Raw genomic sequence first — 14,902 nt, 5'->3', positions numbered from 1 at the left:
TTTATAATTTTTTGCCATACATAGTTGTATATGCATCACAGATACGGCGACCAGGCAGGAAATTTGACCTGTCCATCAGTTGCCGGAAGACGCGCTTTGAAACGTCCATCAGTCGATACCAACTGCAACACGGAACCCAGACCCTGTGAAGAGCTGTAAATAACCATGGTGCCATTTGGTGCGAGGCTAGGCGTTTCATCCAGGAACGTGTCCGTCAATGTTTGAACGGCTCCCGTTGCCAGATCTTGTTTAGCGATGTGCTGTGTACCGCTGGCGCTGCTTACCATTACCAGGAACTTGCCATCTGCACTGACGTCAGAGTCCTGATTTTGAGCACCTTCCCAGGTCAGACGTTGTGGCGCACCGCCATTAATATTCACTTTATACACTTGTGGTCGACCGCCCTGATCCGAAGTAAACGCCAGGTTCTGGCTGTCCGGGAACCAGGTTGGTTCGGTGTTGTTGCTGCGACCGTTAGTCACCTGGCTGATTTGACCAGAGCCAAGATTCATTACGTACAGGTTCAGGCTACCGTCTTTAGACAGGGCGAAAGCCAGTTTGCTGCCATCCGGAGAGAACGCAGGTGCACCGTTGTGACGTGGGAAGGAGGCAATTTGTCTAATATTGCTATTAGCCAGCGTCTGCACAACCAGGGCAGAACGGCCACTTTCGAAGGTCACATAAGCCAGTTTGCTGCCGTCTGGTGACCAGGCCGGTGACATTAAAGGTTCTGGTGAACGATGAACAACGAACTGGTTGTAACCGTCGTAGTCAGCAACGCGCAGTTCATACGGGAACTTGCCGCCGTTAGTCTGAACGATGTAAGCAATACGGGTACGGAATGCGCCTTTCACGCCAGTGAGTTTTTCAAATACCTCATCGCTGGCCGTATGGGCAGAATAACGCAGCCATTGCTTGGTCACTTTGTACTGGTTTTGTGCCAGAACGGTGCCAGGTGCGCCAGAGGTGTCAACTAACTGATAAGACACTACATAGTTGCCATCGGCAGCAGGTTGAACCTGACCGATAACCACCGCATCAATACCCAGGGCGGTCCAGGCGGCAGGCGTGACTTCTGCTGCGGTGGACGGCTGCTGTGGCATACGAGATGCATCAATAGGGTTAAACTTGCCGCTGTTACGTAAGTCAGCAGCAACAATGCCACCAACGTCTTCAGGTGGTGTACCTGGACCAACCCATTTGAATGGCACAACGCCAATTGGGCGAGCGGAATCCACACCCTGGGTGATTTCGATACGAACTTCTGCATGTGCTACAGATGCCCACATCATTAAAAGGCCGAACGCTACTCGAAATGCCTGCTTCATTGTATCTCCCTTATCTGGACGTATCTGCCCGCGATAATTTAGCAGAATTTTAACAAACCAACGCATACAAAACTAGAATTACACCCTGCAATCTATCGTAAAAATCTGAAAAGAAATTATTTTCGTCTTTCTACGGTTTAAAATCTATCGGAGCATTTTTAAAGACTTCATAGACTGCTTCAGAAGGCGGTTTCGGGAACTTCGCCTGTCGGGCCGCGGCAAGCGCTGCCTGACAAAGTGCAGGATCCCCACCTTCCGCCGACACGCTGATAAGCGAGCCATCCGGATTCATTTTAACGCGCAACGAACAGGTTTTACCTGCATAGGATGACGCGTCATAGAATCTGCTCTCAATGGCGGCCTTAATCTGGCTACCATAGTTCGCAATATCTGCACCTGATGCGCCTGCCTTTTTCTGAGTGCCCTTCCCTGCCGGAGCAGAAGCACCGCCCCCCGTTGCCCCTTTCGGTGCATTTTTAGAGTCGGCAAGGCCATCAAATAAATTATTCGCATCAGCCGCCTCTTTGGCAGCCGCTGCAGCAGCAGCCTTTTTATCGGCTGCAGCTTTCTTGGCCGCAGCGGCAGCTTCCGCTTTTTTCTCCGCAGCAGCCGACGCTTTCGCATCAGCGGCAGCTTTTGCATCAGCGTCAGCTTGTGCCTTCGCATCCGCAGCAGCCTGTGCTTTGGCTTCGGCAGCCGCCGCTTTTTTAGCTTCGGCAGCTGCTTCTTTCTTCGCATCTGCTTCGGCTTGTTTCTTCGCGGCAGCGGCGGCGGCAGAAGCTTCAGCCTCTGCTTCTTTTTTAGCATCTGCAGCGGCTTTTTTCTGCGCGTCAGCTTGTGCTTTAGCCGCCTCTTTCGCGGCATCCGCTTTCGCCTGTGCGGCTGCTTTGGCGGCTTCAGCTTTCGCTTGTGCGGCAGCAGCCTCTGCTTGTTTCTGTTGTTCTTTGGCTTGTTCAGCAGCTTGTTCGGACTGCTTTTGCTGCTGGGCCTGTTCCTGCGCCTGCTGTTTCGCATTTTCCTGCGCTTGCAGACGTTCTTTTTCGAGCTCTTTCAGGCGCTGCTGTTCTGCGGCCTGTTTCTGCTGTAACTCTTCAGCCTGCTGTTCTGATTTTTTCTGACGCGCTTGTGCAGCACGTTGGGAATCAGCCTGTTGCTGCTGTTGACGATTGTACTGATCAACCACGGCACTCGGATCGACCATCACAGCGGAAATATCACTACCTCCACCGCCGCCACTCATGCTGGTATCTTCGTCCAGCGATCCCAAAATCAGCAGGCCTATAATGATGATATGCAGAACGACCGAAACAATAACGGCGCGTTTGAGCTTATCGTTTTGTTCAGTTGCAGTTGCCTTTACCAAAATAGATTTCCCAAGACAGGATTACTAAAAACCCGGGTTCCTTCGTTGCCTGTCGTCTTTTTTAACAGGGCAGGGAAAGCCGGGTTTCAAATAAGTGTTACAAATTACCTATCCTCAGATAGGTTGTGTCATCAATCCGACAGATTTCACACCGGCCTGATGCAACATATTCAGCGCCTTGATGATTTCATCATAAGGCACGTCTTTTGCACCGCCGATCAGAAAGACTGTCTTCGGATTGGCCTGAATTCGGCTGGTCGCTTCCGCGATAACCTGCTGTTCAGGCAACTGTTCCATACGCTGATGATCCACCACGATGGTGTATTGCCCCACGCCAGAGACTTCAACAATCACTGGCGGGTTATCATCGCTGGATACCGTTTTGGAATCCGTCGCGTCTGGCAGATCCACTTCCACGCTCTGGGTAATGATGGGGGCTGTTGCCATAAAAATCAGTAACAGAACCAGCAGTACGTCAAGCAGCGGAACAATGTTGATCTCCGACTTACCTTCGCGACGGTTACGACGACCTCGTGAACGAGCCATACTCTCCCCCTTTAGTTACTGCTGGTTTCGCGAGAGAAAGCCTGACGGTGCAGGATGGCCGTAAATTCTTCCATGAAGTTATCGTAGTTTTGCTCAAGCTTGTTTACGCGTTGGTTGAGGCGGTTATACGCCATAACCGCCGGGATAGCAGCAAACAAACCAATTGCGGTGGCAATCAGTGCTTCTGCAATACCTGGTGCAACCATTTGCAAGGTGGCTTGTTTCACAGAACCTAAACCGATAAAGGCGTGCATGATCCCCCAGACCGTACCAAACAGGCCGATATACGGGCTGATTGAACCGACGGTACCGAGGAAAGGAATGTGCATTTCAAGGGATTCGAGTTCACGGTTAAAGGAAATACGCATCGCGCGTGAAGAGCCTTCAATCACAGACTCAGGCGCATGGCTGTTCGCACGATGAAGACGCGCAAACTCTTTAAAACCGGAATGGAAGATTTGCTCTGCCCCGCTCAGGGTTTCGCGACGGCCCTGGCTTTCCTGATACAAACGGGAAAGCTCAATACCGGACCAGAATTTATCTTCAAACGCTTCTGCCTCACGGGTGGCGGCATTCAGTACCTTCGTACGTTGAATGATGATCGCCCAAGACGCGACAGAGAAGCACACCAGGATAAGCATAATCAGCTTAACCAGGATGCTGGCCTTTAAAAATAAATCAAGCATGTTCATGTCAGTCACTGCTTAAACTCCGCGACAATAGACTTAGGAAGCGCACGTGGCTTCATTTGGTGTGGATCAATGCACGCAATTAACACTTCTGCAGAACTCAGAAGGTTTCCATGCGAATCAAGAATTCGTTGTGCAAAAGTAAGAGAAGCTCCGCGAATGGACGTAATCTCACTCTGAACATCCAGCATGTCATCTAAACGAGCTGGTGCAAAGTATTCGACCGTCATGCGGCGGACAGCAAAAGCGACGTGTTCTCCCAGCAACTGCTGCTGGTGAAAATTGCGTTGGCGCAACATCTCTGTGCGAGCCCTTTCATAAAAGGCGACGTATCGGGCATGGTAGACCACACCTCCCGCGTCTGTGTCCTCATAGTAGACACGAACCGGCCATCGGAACAACGAATTACTCACTCTACATCCCGTAATGCAATTTGACGGCACTACTATACTCAAGAGGACTGGGGTTGGGAATGGGTTGCATTGCTGGAATGAAAATAATTATGGGCCAGAACGGCCCATAGGAGTTTTACTGTAAATCTGTGTATTTAATCGACAATAAAAGTCAGCTAAAGAAGTAAAACAGACCGGCGGCCAACGCAATCATGGCCAGCAGAGGGCAAAAGAACGCTTTCCACAACGACTTGTGCGGGCGAAACCCGACACCGTGGATAACGCCGCTGCACACGGCCCAAATCAGAATGATCCCATGCCAGACTTCCAGCTGGCTGGTCGACGAGGCAAACATGCCCGGCTTCCAGAAAACGCAGCCGGCAAGCAGCAGTGACATCACCAGTGAAAGGGCCCGCAAGGGGCCCTTGTCGGTGACGGCGTAGAGCTTATCCGCGATCACACTCATTACTTCTCTTCTTTCGCAGCTTTATTGGCTTCGCTGTGCTCAAACGCCAGCGCGGTAATGATACCAAACGAGCAAGCCAGTAAGGTGCCGAGGATCCAGGCAAAATACCACATGGTGTTCTCCTTAATACAACGAATGCTTGTTGTTCTCGATGTAGTGTTTATCGAGGCGACCGAACATCTTGTAATACGCCCATGAGGTGTAAATCAGGATGAGAGGCACAAAGATACAGGCTACAACGGTCATCACTCTCAGCGTCAGCAGTGTGGATGTCGCATCCCACATGGTCAGACTGGCGTTTGGCTCAGTGATGGATGGCATCACGAACGGGAACATCGTGATACCCGCCGTCAGGATCACACAGGCGATGGTCAGTGAGTTACTGATAAACGCCAGTGCACCTTTATTGATGCGTGAGAACAGGATAGTCAGCAGTGGCAGAATCACGCCAAGAGCCGGAATAGCCCACAGGCCTGGCATCTTATTGTAGTTAGCCAGCCATGCACCTGCTTCATGAGAAACCGTTTTGCGCAGCGGGTTAGACGGGCCCGCGTGATCCATTACGGAAGTCACGGTGAAACCATCAATACCTTTTACTAACCAGATCCCTGCCAGCAGGAAGCACACCATCATCACCAGCGCAGAAATCTGCGATGCAGTGCGGGTACGAAGGTGCAGTTCACCCACGGTACGCATTTGCAGATAGGTTGCGCCCTGGGTGATCAGCATGGTCAGGCTGACCAGACCGGCCAGAATACCGTACGGGTTCAGCAGGCCAAACAGATTGCCGGTATAGAACAGACGCAGATCGTTGTCGATATGGAACGGCACACCCAACAGCAGGTTACCGAATGCCACACCGAACACTAATGCAGGCACGAAGCTACCGATGAAGATGCCCCAGTCCCACATGCCACGCCAGCGCGCGCTGTCCAGTTTTGAACGATAGTCAAAGCCCAGCGGACGGAAGAACAAAGCACACAGCACCAGCACCATCGCGGCATAGAAGCCGGAGAATGCGGCAGCGTAGACCATCGGCCAGGCAGCAAACAACGCGCCGCCTGCGGTGATCAACCAAACCTGGTTGCCGTCCCAGTGCGGGGCGATGGCGTTAATCATGACCCGGCGGTCAGTGTCGGTTTTACCGATAATCCGCACCAGGATGCCTACGCCCATATCAAACCCATCGGTGACTGCGAAGCCGATAAACAGCACGCCAATCAGCACCCACCAGATGAACCTTAGCGATTCATAATCAAACATAATTCGACTCCCTTTTACCGAGTTTGCTCAAGTGGCGCTGGAGTTTGTTCAAAATGATAGCGGCCCGTTTTCAGGCTGCTTGGGCCCAGGCGTGCATATTTGAACATCAGGAACATTTCAGCGATCAGGAACAGGGTGTACAGGCCACAAATCAGAATCATTGAGGTCAGCACATCACCTACCGTCAGCGAAGAGTGTGCAACCGCAGTCGGTAACACTTCACCAATCGCCCAAGGCTGACGACCGTATTCCGCCACAAACCAACCCGCTTCCACTGCAATCCACGGTAATGGCAGGCCGAGGAACACCGCGCGGTGCAACCAACGTTTCTGACCAATCTTGCCGCGAACAACGGCCAGGAAGGACAGACCAATCAGCACCAGCATCAGGATGCCGCAGGCAACCATGATACGGAAGGCGAAGTACAACGGCAGGACGCGTGGGATAGAATCTTTGGTCGCTTTCTGAATCTGGACGTCTGTCGCATCAGCCACATTGTCGGTATAGCGTTTAAGCAACATACCGTAGCCCAGATCCTGCTTAGCGTTTTCGAAGTCGCTGCGCACTTTCGGGTCTGTGTTACCTGAACGCAGTTCTTCCAGCAGAGTGTAGGCTTTCATCCCGTTGCGGATGCGCACTTCGTGTTGCGCCATCAGGTCTTTCAGACCGGTGACCGGCGTGTCCACAGAACGCGTTGCGATAAGGCCAAGCAGGTAGGGGATCTGAATAGAATATTCATTTTCCATTTTATCCTGATTCGGCATACCGAACAGCGTGAAGCTGGCAGGTGCAGGCTGGGTATCCCACTCGGCTTCGATAGCGGCGAGTTTGGTTTTCTGCACGTCACCCATTTCATAACCGGATTCATCACCCAGCACGATAACGGAGAGCACGGCAGCCAGACCGAAACTCGCTGCGATGGCGAATGAACGCTTCGCAAAACCGATGTCACGGCCTTTTAACAGGTAGTAAGAGCTGATAGCCAGGATGAACATCGCACCCGTCACATACCCTGACGCTACGGTGTGAACGAATTTAACCTGCGCAACCGGGTTCAGCACCAGCTCGGAGAAGCTGACCATTTCCATACGCATGGTTTCGTAGTTGAAGGTCGATGCAATCGGGTTTTGCATCCAGCCGTTCGCCACCAGGATCCACAGAGCGGATAAGTTCGAACCGAGCGCGACAAACCAGGTCACGGTCATGTGCTGAACTTTTGAAAGTCGATCCCAACCGAAGAAGAACAGGCCAACTAATGTAGATTCAAGGAAGAACGCCATTAAACCTTCAATCGCCAGAGGCGCACCAAAGATATCACCGACGTAATGTGAGAAATATGACCAGTTAGTCCCGAACTGGAATTCCATGGTTAACCCGGTGGCAACGCCCAATGCAAAGTTAATTGCAAAGAGTTTGCCCCAGAATTTGGTCATATCTTTATAGATTTGTTTGCCCGAAAGCACATAAACCGTTTCCATAATTGCCAGTAAAAACGCCATACCCAGCGTTAATGGGACAAATAGGAAATGGTACATGGCTGTTAAAGCAAACTGTAAACGCGACAGTTCAACGATATCAAACATCTTGACCCCTTGCTCCTCGGAGGAAGACCCCAACTTGCGATCTCTGACGAAACGGTTGCCCGTTGCGCCTCATGACTACCAGAATTCAAATCAAATGTGTGCAGAACAGACATACCGGAAATCAGGCGGATACGCCCTCTCGCAGGCATTCTGAACCCCGGAAAAAAACTCGCCTTTAAGCCTCGAACCGGGCCTGGCGGACGGGAGAAATTTCGGGGAAAGTAAACATACAAAAAACTGATGTTACAGAGCCAATATGTTACGCCACTAATTCCACACAATAAATAGGTTTTTTAGTGACCCAAAGCGGATTTACGCGTACAGGTCAATTAGCGTGCAGATCTGCTTCATGTGCTGAAATTGATCTGACGCAATTTAAGCCTATCTCATTGTTTATTTCTATATTAGTGGCAGCAAATTTCGAAAAAATATTTCAGGATGTTACTTGTGAGTTTCAATAGTCTTTATTGATGACTTTATTGTTAATTAATTGTGTTTTTATGGTTGGAGATAATATCCAAATTGCTACTTTAGCAATCCTATTTATTAACCTTTTATTCTCAATGAACCTATCGTGCGTTGTTAATAAAAATGACTGAAATCAGTTATTGTTAAACATTATAGCAGCAATAAAAAAGGTCACCCGAAGGTGACCAACATGTCGAAACGTTGTTTTGCCTCATCCGCCAGGATTTTTACCCGCGGAGAGCATTTTTCTTACTGTGGCAGCAGTGATTTCACCGCTTCGCCGATATCAGCCAGGCTGCGAACGGTTTTCACGCCAGCGGCTTCAAGCGCGGCGAATTTGTCGTCTGCAGTGCCTTTACCACCGGCAATGATGGCGCCAGCATGGCCCATACGTTTGCCTTTTGGCGCAGTCACACCCGCGATATAACCCACAACCGGTTTAGTCACGTGTGCCTTGATGTATGCAGCCGCTTCTTCTTCCGCGTTACCACCAATTTCACCGATCATCACGATCACTTCAGTCTGTGGATCTTCCTGGAACAATTTCAGGATATCGATGAAGTTAGAACCTGGGATCGGGTCACCGCCGATACCGACGCACGTTGACTGGCCGTAGCCGTAGTCCGTGGTCTGCTTAACCGCTTCATAGGTCAACGTACCAGAGCGGGAAACGATGCCCACTTTGCCCGGCAGATGAATGTGTCCCGGCATGATGCCGATTTTGCATTCGCCTGGAGTGATAACGCCCGGACAGTTTGGCCCGATCATCACCGCGTCGCTTTGATCCAGCTTCATCTTCACGACCAGCATATCCAGCGTCGGGATGCCTTCAGTGATACAGATGATCAGTTTGATGCCTGCATCCAGCGCTTCCAGGATGGAGTCTTTGCAGAACGGAGCCGGAACATAAATCACAGACGCCGTAGCGCCGGTGGTTTCTACGGCTTCGCGCACGGTGTTGAACACCGGCAGACCCAGATGCTCAGTGCCGCCTTTACCCGGCGTTACGCCGCCGACCATTTTTGTTCCGTAAGCGATGGCTTGTTCGGAGTGGAAAGTCCCCTGGCTACCGGTGAAACCCTGGCAGATAACTTTGGTGTTCTTGTTGATTAAAATGGACATTATTTCCCCTCCACTGCCGCGACAACTTGTTGAGCCGCATTTGTCAGGCTGGTCGCTGCAATGATGTTCAAACCGCTGTCTGCCAGTTTTTTGGCACCCAGCTCGGCATTGTTACCTTCAAGACGTACCACAACCGGCACGCTGACGCCCACTTCTTCCACCGCACCGATGATACCGTCGGCGATCAGGTCGCAACGAACGATACCGCCGAAGATGTTGACGAAGACAGCTTTCACTTTTTCATCTGACAAGATGATTTTGAAGGCTTCGGTCACGCGCTCTTTGGTCGCGCCGCCGCCAACATCCAGGAAGTTAGCCGGTTCGCCGCCGTGCAGTTTCACGATGTCCATGGTACCCATTGCCAGGCCGGCACCGTTGACCATGCAACCGATATTACCGTCGAGCGCAACGTAGTTCAGTTCCCACTGCGCAGCCTGCGCTTCGCGGGCATCTTCCTGACTGTGGTCGCGCATTTCGCGCAGTTCTGGCTGACGGAACAAGGCATTGCCGTCTGCACCCAGTTTGCCGTCGAGGCAAATCAGATCACCCGCGGTAGTAACCACCAGAGGGTTGATTTCGATCAGCGCCAGATCGCGCTCAAGGAAGATGTTCGCCAGACCCATGAAGATTTTGGTGAACTGCTGAACCTGCTTACCGGTCAGACCCAGTTTGAATGCCAGTTCGCGGCCCTGATACGGCTGCGGACCTGCCAGCGGATCCAGTGCCACTTTGTGGATCAGGTGCGGGGTTTCTTCCGCCACCTTCTCAATTTCCACGCCGCCTTCAGTAGACGCCATGAACACCACGCGACGGGAGCTGCGATCGACTACCGCACCGAGGTACAGTTCTTTATCAATGTCAGTGGCTGCTTCAACCAGGATCTGGTTAACCGGCTGGCCCTGTGCGTCTGTCTGGTAAGTGACCAGGCGTTTGCCCAGCCAGTGTTCTGCGAAAGCACGAATTTCTTCTTTGCTTTTCACGACTTTCACGCCGCCCGCTTTACCGCGACCACCGGCATGAACCTGACATTTTACCACCCACGGACCGGCACCGATTTTCGATGCAGCCTCTTCCGCTTCACGCGGGGTGGAACAGGCGAAGCCTGATGGTGCTGGCAGGCCGTAGCGCAGGAAAAGCTGTTTCGCCTGATACTCATGTAAATTCATGATGTTCTATCCATTCATATTCAGTAGGAGGGCTTTATCAGTGACACGGCGAACCGTGCCACTGAGGGTCGAGATCTCTTTTACTTACCGCAACCGGGGACTAAACGTCCAGCAGCAGACGAGCCGGATCTTCCAGCATCTCTTTAATGGTCACCAGGAAGCCGACGGATTCGCGGCCATCCACCAGACGGTGATCGTAGGACAGTGCCAGATACATCATTGGCAAAATCACCACCTGACCATTGACTGCCATCGGACGATCTTTAATGGCGTGCATACCCAGGATCGCGCTCTGCGGTGGGTTGATGATCGGGGTAGACATCAGGGAGCCGAAGACGCCGCCGTTAGTCACGGTAAAGTTACCGCCGGTCAGCTCTTCCACTTTCAATTTGCCGTCACGACCTTTGATCGCCAGCTCTTTGATTTTCTTCTCGATGTCAGCCATGCCCAGCGTATCCACATCACGCAGAACCGGCGTAACCAGGCCACGCGGCGTCGATACCGCAATGCTCACGTCGAAGTAGTTGTGGTAAACCACGTCTTCGCCATCAATAGAAGCATTCACTTCCGGATAGCGTTTCAGTGCTTCAACCACGGCTTTCAGATAGAAGGACATGAAGCCCAGACGCACGCCGTGACGTTTTTCGAAACCATCACCGTACTGCTTACGCAGATCCATGATGGGTTTCATGTTGATTTCGTTGAAGGTTGTCAGCATCGCAGTGCTGTTTTTCGCTTCAAGCAGACGCTCGGCCACGCGTTTACGCAGGCGGGTCATCGGTACGCGTTTTTCGCTGCGTGAACCCAAAGCCGGTGCCGGAGCATCGTTGCCAGCAGCAGGCGCGGAGGCCGGTGCGGCGGCAGGTTTTGCCTCTTTAGCTTTTGCCAGATGTTGCTCAACGTCTTCACGGGTCAGACGTCCGCCAACACCGCTGCCTTTGATGGCATTGGCATCAAGAGAATGTTCGGCAATCAGGCGGCGGATAGCCGGGCTGAGGGCGTCGTTGCTCTCTTCTTCCAGCGCAGCTGTGTGGCGTGCAGCAGGAGTCGCTTCTTTATCGGAGCTTTTCTCAGTGCTTGGTTTGCCAGAGCTGTTACCCGGACGAATGCGCGCCAGAATCTGACGGGAAATGACCGTTGCGCCTTCATCTTCGATGATGCTGTCAAGAATACCCGCTTCGCTCGCCGGGACTTCCAGAACCACTTTATCGGTTTCGATTTCTACCAGTACATCGTCACGCTCAACACTGTCGCCCGGTTTTTTGTGCCAGGTGGCAACCGTCGCATCCGCAACGGATTCAGGAAGGTCAGGGACCAGAATATCTACGCTACTCATTATCAATCCTTCTTATGTTCCATTTAGTTAACTGACGCCAACGCGGTTATTTAACGTTCAGCGCATCGTTAACCAGATCTTGCTGCTGCTTCTGGTGAACGGACATGTAGCCGACTGCCGGAGAGGCAGAGGCCGGGCGTCCTGCGTAACGTAAAGAAGCCCCGAAAGGAATCACTTCACGGAAATTGTGCTGGCTGCAATACCACGCGCCCTGGTTCAGCGGCTCTTCCTGACACCAGACGAAATCATGAACGTGTGAGAATTTCTCAAGCACTTCCTGAATTGCCTTGTGCGGGAACGGATACAGCTGCTCGATACGGACGATCGCGACGTCGGTTTTTTCGTTCTTACGACGTTGTTCCAGCAGGTCATAGTAGACCTTACCTGAACACATCACGACGCGCTTAACCTCTTTCGGATCCAGTTCGTCCACTTCACCAATCGCCGGCAGGAAGCTGCCGTTAGCCAGTTCGTCCAGCGTGGAAACCGCCAGCGGATGACGTAACAGAGACTTCGGTGACATCACGATCAGCGGACGGCGCATACCGCGCAGAGCCTGACGGCGGATCATGTGGTAAACCTGTGCCGGGGTCGACGGGATACACACCTGCATGTTTTGCTCAGCGCAAAGTTGCAGATAACGTTCCAGACGCGCGGAGGAGTGCTCCGGCCCCTGCCCTTCGTAGCCGTGCGGCAGCAGCATCACCAGGCCACACATGCGGCCCCATTTCTGTTCGCCGGAGCTGATGAACTGGTCGATCACCACCTGCGCACCGTTGGCGAAGTCACCGAACTGCGCTTCCCAGATAGTCAGGGTGCGCGGTTCAGCGGTGGCATAACCGTATTCAAACGCCAGCACCGCTTCTTCGGAAAGCACGGAGTCCCAGACGTTGAATTCGCCCTGGCTGTTATGAATGTTCGACAACGGCACATACACCGAACCGTTTTTCTGGTTATGGATCACCGCATGACGGTGGAAGAAGGTGCCGCGGCCGGTGTCTTCACCGGACAGACGGATAGGAATGCCTTCGTCAACCAGTGTGGCGTACGCCAGGTTCTCGGCACCGCCCCAGTCAAACTTCTTATTCCCTTCGGCCATCTCGTTACGGTCGCCGTAAATCTTGGCAACGCGTGACTGCATTTCGATCGCATCCGGCACATGGCTGACGCGACGCGCCAGTTCCTGCAGACGTTTAAACTCAACCTTGTTCGGATAAGCTTCGTCCCACTCATGGTTCAGATACGGCGACCAGGTGAAAGTGTGCATATCGTTCTGACGCCACTCTTCCACCACACACTCACCGGCATCCAGCGCATCACGGTACAGATTGACCATTTCCGTGGCGTCTTCGAGGCTCGCAACATTCTGCTCAGTCAGGATATCGGCATAGATTTTGCGCGGGGTCGGGTGCTTCTTGATCTTGTTGTACATCAGCGGCTGGGTTGCGCTTGGTTCGTCGGCCTCGTTATGGCCGTGGCGACGGTAGCAAACCAGATCGATCATGACGTCACGTTTAAAGGTGTTGCGGAAATCCAGCGCCAGACGGGTGACGAAAGCCACAGCTTCCGGATCATCCGCATTGACGTGGAAAATCGGCGCCTGCACCATTTTCGCGATATCAGTACAGTAATCAGTAGAACGCGCATCTTTTGGATTCGAGGTGGTAAAGCCCACCTGGTTATTAATGACGATACGCACGGTACCGCCCACTTCATAACCACGAGCCAGTGACATGTTCAGCGTTTCCTGAACCACACCCTGGCCGGTAATTGCCGCGTCACCGTGAATGGTGATAGGCAGAACCATGTTACTGCGCGCTTCGTCCAGACGGTCACGTCGTGCACGAACGGAACCGATGACTACCGGGCTGACGATTTCCAGGTGCGACGGGTTAAACGCCAGCGCCAGGTGAACCATTCCGCCTTCGGTTTCCACATCAGACGAATAGCCCATGTGGTATTTCACGTCACCGGTACCCAGGTGTTCTTTATGTTTGCCCGAGAACTCGTCAAACAGGTCCTGAGGTTTTTTCCCCAGCACGTTAATCAGCACGTTCAGACGACCACGGTGCGCCATACCCAGCACCACTTCACGCGTCCCATTTTTGCCCGCGTGACGGATCATGTCTTTCAGCATCGGCACCAGAGCATCGCCGCCTTCGAGCGAGAAGCGTTTGGCACCGGGGAATTTCGCGCCCAGATAACGTTCCAGACCTTCTGCTGCGGTCAGCTCTTTCAGGAACGTTTTCTTCTCTTCATCAGTGAAATTCGCACGACCGGCCACGGATTCGACACGCTGTTGGATCCAGCGTTTCTCTTCGGTGTTGGTGATGTGCATATATTCCACACCGATGGAGCCGCAATAGGTTTGCTTCAGGGCTTTATACAGCTCGCCGAGCTGCATGGTTTCCTTGCCAATGGCAAAAGAACCGACGTTGAAGGTTTCCTGGAAATCAGCTTCAGTCAGATGGTGGAACGCAGGATCCAGATCAGGCACATCGTCCAGTTTCCACAGGCCGAGCGGATCAAGGTTTGCGTTCTGATGGCCACGGAAGCGGAAGGCATTGATTAACTGCAACACCTTAACTTGCTTGGCATCCGTTTCAGGATCGCTGATGGAGGAGTTATAACGTGACGCGTCTTTCGCCAGACGGCGGAAGTAGTCCCGTGTTTGAGAATGGAGTTGCTCTGGTTTCACACCCACTGTTGGTAGCTGTTTAAAAATTGAACGCCAGCTATCGTCAACGGAACCAGGATCGGTTAAGTAGTCTTCATAGAGTTGTTCTATGTAAGACTGGTTTGCACCCGCCAGATAGGAGGAATCCAGCCAGGCCTTCATTGCGCCGTTCTGCATCGTGATCCCTTAAGCTTTGAAGCTTTAGTTTTCGCCGTGGTTAATAATAATGACCGTGATACACCGCGGTAAAACGGTTTTCCTTACTAAAACAGTTCGTTGGTTGAGCGTTTGGCTCTTCAAGGAACCTTCAAAAATCCGCCATGCGCGTGACTGACTTGTGAAGTTGCCCTGCTGTCTTTCCCCCTTCTTAGTGCAAATACGCCTGAGATTGATGCCCCTGATTTTTACCCGACTATCTTACTCCAGTCAGGCGCAACTTTGTTGCACTTGTTGCTACTTTGTTATTAAAAATTTACTTATTTGCTATCAGCGCCTCAGTTACT

At 52.2% G+C, this 14,902-nt stretch carries 13 protein-coding genes; all 13 read right to left on the bottom strand.

The features are described from left to right. Positions 1-35: 35 nt before the first annotated feature. The 13 genes from tolB to sucA all read right to left on the bottom strand — a co-directional run bounded on the left by tolB (position 36) and on the right by sucA (position 14,576). Complete coding sequence (gene tolB / locus ABSH60_RS15800; RefSeq protein ID WP_056771671.1) at positions 36-1,328, bottom strand: Tol-Pal system beta propeller repeat protein TolB; 1,293 nt, start codon at positions 1,326-1,328, stop codon at positions 36-38. Positions 1,329-1,458: 130 nt separating this feature from the next. Further along, positions 1,459-2,691, bottom strand: a complete 1,233-nt coding sequence (tolA, locus tag ABSH60_RS15795) for a cell envelope integrity protein TolA (RefSeq protein WP_056771668.1) — start codon at positions 2,689-2,691, stop codon at positions 1,459-1,461. A gap of 114 nt (positions 2,692-2,805) precedes the next feature. Continuing rightward, positions 2,806-3,237: a colicin uptake protein TolR gene (tolR, locus tag ABSH60_RS15790; RefSeq protein WP_013576429.1), complete on the bottom strand. Its 432-nt coding sequence runs from the start codon at positions 3,235-3,237 to the stop codon at positions 2,806-2,808. An 11-nt stretch (positions 3,238-3,248) separates the two neighbouring features. Beyond that, positions 3,249-3,938 carry a Tol-Pal system protein TolQ gene (gene tolQ / locus ABSH60_RS15785; protein ID WP_056771666.1) on the bottom strand — a complete coding sequence of 230 codons (690 nt, stop codon included), beginning with the start codon at positions 3,936-3,938 and terminating at the stop codon, positions 3,249-3,251. Beyond that, positions 3,935-4,339: a tol-pal system-associated acyl-CoA thioesterase gene (ybgC, locus tag ABSH60_RS15780; protein ID WP_056771664.1), complete on the bottom strand. Its 405-nt coding sequence runs from the start codon at positions 4,337-4,339 to the stop codon at positions 3,935-3,937. The genes tolQ and ybgC overlap by 4 nt, the downstream gene beginning before the upstream one ends. A 151-nt stretch (positions 4,340-4,490) precedes the next feature. Then, entirely contained in the window at positions 4,491-4,784 is a 294-nt protein-coding gene (gene ybgE / locus ABSH60_RS15775; RefSeq protein ID WP_056771661.1) for a cyd operon protein YbgE, read from the bottom strand. Next, the gene (gene cydX, locus ABSH60_RS15770) at positions 4,784-4,897 is read right to left on the bottom strand and encodes a cytochrome bd-I oxidase subunit CydX (RefSeq protein ID WP_013576433.1); all 114 of its coding nucleotides are present in this window, start codon (positions 4,895-4,897) and stop codon (positions 4,784-4,786) included. The genes ybgE and cydX overlap by 1 nt, the downstream gene beginning before the upstream one ends. A 10-nt stretch (positions 4,898-4,907) precedes the next feature. Continuing rightward, the gene (gene cydB / locus ABSH60_RS15765) at positions 4,908-6,047 is read right to left on the bottom strand and encodes a cytochrome d ubiquinol oxidase subunit II (RefSeq protein ID WP_056771659.1); all 1,140 of its coding nucleotides are present in this window, start codon (positions 6,045-6,047) and stop codon (positions 4,908-4,910) included. A gap of 14 nt (positions 6,048-6,061) precedes the next feature. Next, the gene (gene cydA, locus ABSH60_RS15760; protein WP_122095862.1) at positions 6,062-7,630 is read right to left on the bottom strand and encodes a cytochrome ubiquinol oxidase subunit I; all 1,569 of its coding nucleotides are present in this window, start codon (positions 7,628-7,630) and stop codon (positions 6,062-6,064) included. Between the two features lie 717 nt (positions 7,631-8,347). Next, positions 8,348-9,220, bottom strand: coding sequence for a succinate--CoA ligase subunit alpha (gene sucD / locus ABSH60_RS15755; RefSeq protein ID WP_056771654.1), 873 nt, complete (start codon positions 9,218-9,220; stop codon positions 8,348-8,350). Next, the gene (gene sucC, locus ABSH60_RS15750; protein WP_056771651.1) at positions 9,220-10,386 is read right to left on the bottom strand and encodes an ADP-forming succinate--CoA ligase subunit beta; all 1,167 of its coding nucleotides are present in this window, start codon (positions 10,384-10,386) and stop codon (positions 9,220-9,222) included. The genes sucD and sucC overlap by 1 nt, the downstream gene beginning before the upstream one ends. 100 nt (positions 10,387-10,486) lie before the next feature. Continuing rightward, positions 10,487-11,722, bottom strand: a complete 1,236-nt coding sequence (odhB, locus tag ABSH60_RS15745) for a 2-oxoglutarate dehydrogenase complex dihydrolipoyllysine-residue succinyltransferase (protein ID WP_056771647.1) — start codon at positions 11,720-11,722, stop codon at positions 10,487-10,489. A 46-nt stretch (positions 11,723-11,768) separates the two neighbouring features. Next, positions 11,769-14,576, bottom strand: a complete 2,808-nt coding sequence (sucA, locus tag ABSH60_RS15740; protein ID WP_056771644.1) for a 2-oxoglutarate dehydrogenase E1 component — start codon at positions 14,574-14,576, stop codon at positions 11,769-11,771. Positions 14,577-14,902: the final 326 nt, after the last annotated feature.

Origin of the sequence: Rahnella sp. R3(2024) (genome assembly GCF_042920125.1) — a bacterium.
Lineage (GTDB): Bacteria > Pseudomonadota > Gammaproteobacteria > Enterobacterales > Enterobacteriaceae > Rahnella > Rahnella rivi.
The sequence above is the reverse complement of the archived record's forward strand: the minus strand, read 5'-3'. Positions and strand labels throughout refer to the sequence as shown.

Excerpts from the sequence above, each read along its gene's own strand:
- cydB (WP_056771659.1), bottom strand. The coding sequence starts at position 6,047 with ATGTTTGATTATGAATCGCTAAGGTTCATCTGGTGGGTGCTGATTGGC.
- odhB (WP_056771647.1), bottom strand. The coding sequence starts at position 11,722 with ATGAGTAGCGTAGATATTCTGGTCCCTGACCTTCCTGAATCCGTTGCG.
- sucA (WP_056771644.1), bottom strand. The coding sequence starts at position 14,576 with ATGCAGAACGGCGCAATGAAGGCCTGGCTGGATTCCTCCTATCTGGCG.
- cydA (WP_122095862.1), bottom strand. The coding sequence starts at position 7,630 with ATGTTTGATATCGTTGAACTGTCGCGTTTACAGTTTGCTTTAACAGCC.
- sucC (WP_056771651.1), bottom strand. The coding sequence starts at position 10,386 with ATGAATTTACATGAGTATCAGGCGAAACAGCTTTTCCTGCGCTACGGC.
- tolB (WP_056771671.1), bottom strand. The coding sequence starts at position 1,328 with ATGAAGCAGGCATTTCGAGTAGCGTTCGGCCTTTTAATGATGTGGGCA.
- cydX (WP_013576433.1), bottom strand. The coding sequence starts at position 4,897 with ATGTGGTATTTTGCCTGGATCCTCGGCACCTTACTGGCTTGCTCGTTT.
- tolR (WP_013576429.1), bottom strand. The coding sequence starts at position 3,237 with ATGGCTCGTTCACGAGGTCGTCGTAACCGTCGCGAAGGTAAGTCGGAG.
- ybgE (WP_056771661.1), bottom strand. The coding sequence starts at position 4,784 with ATGAGTGTGATCGCGGATAAGCTCTACGCCGTCACCGACAAGGGCCCC.
- sucD (WP_056771654.1), bottom strand. The coding sequence starts at position 9,220 with ATGTCCATTTTAATCAACAAGAACACCAAAGTTATCTGCCAGGGTTTC.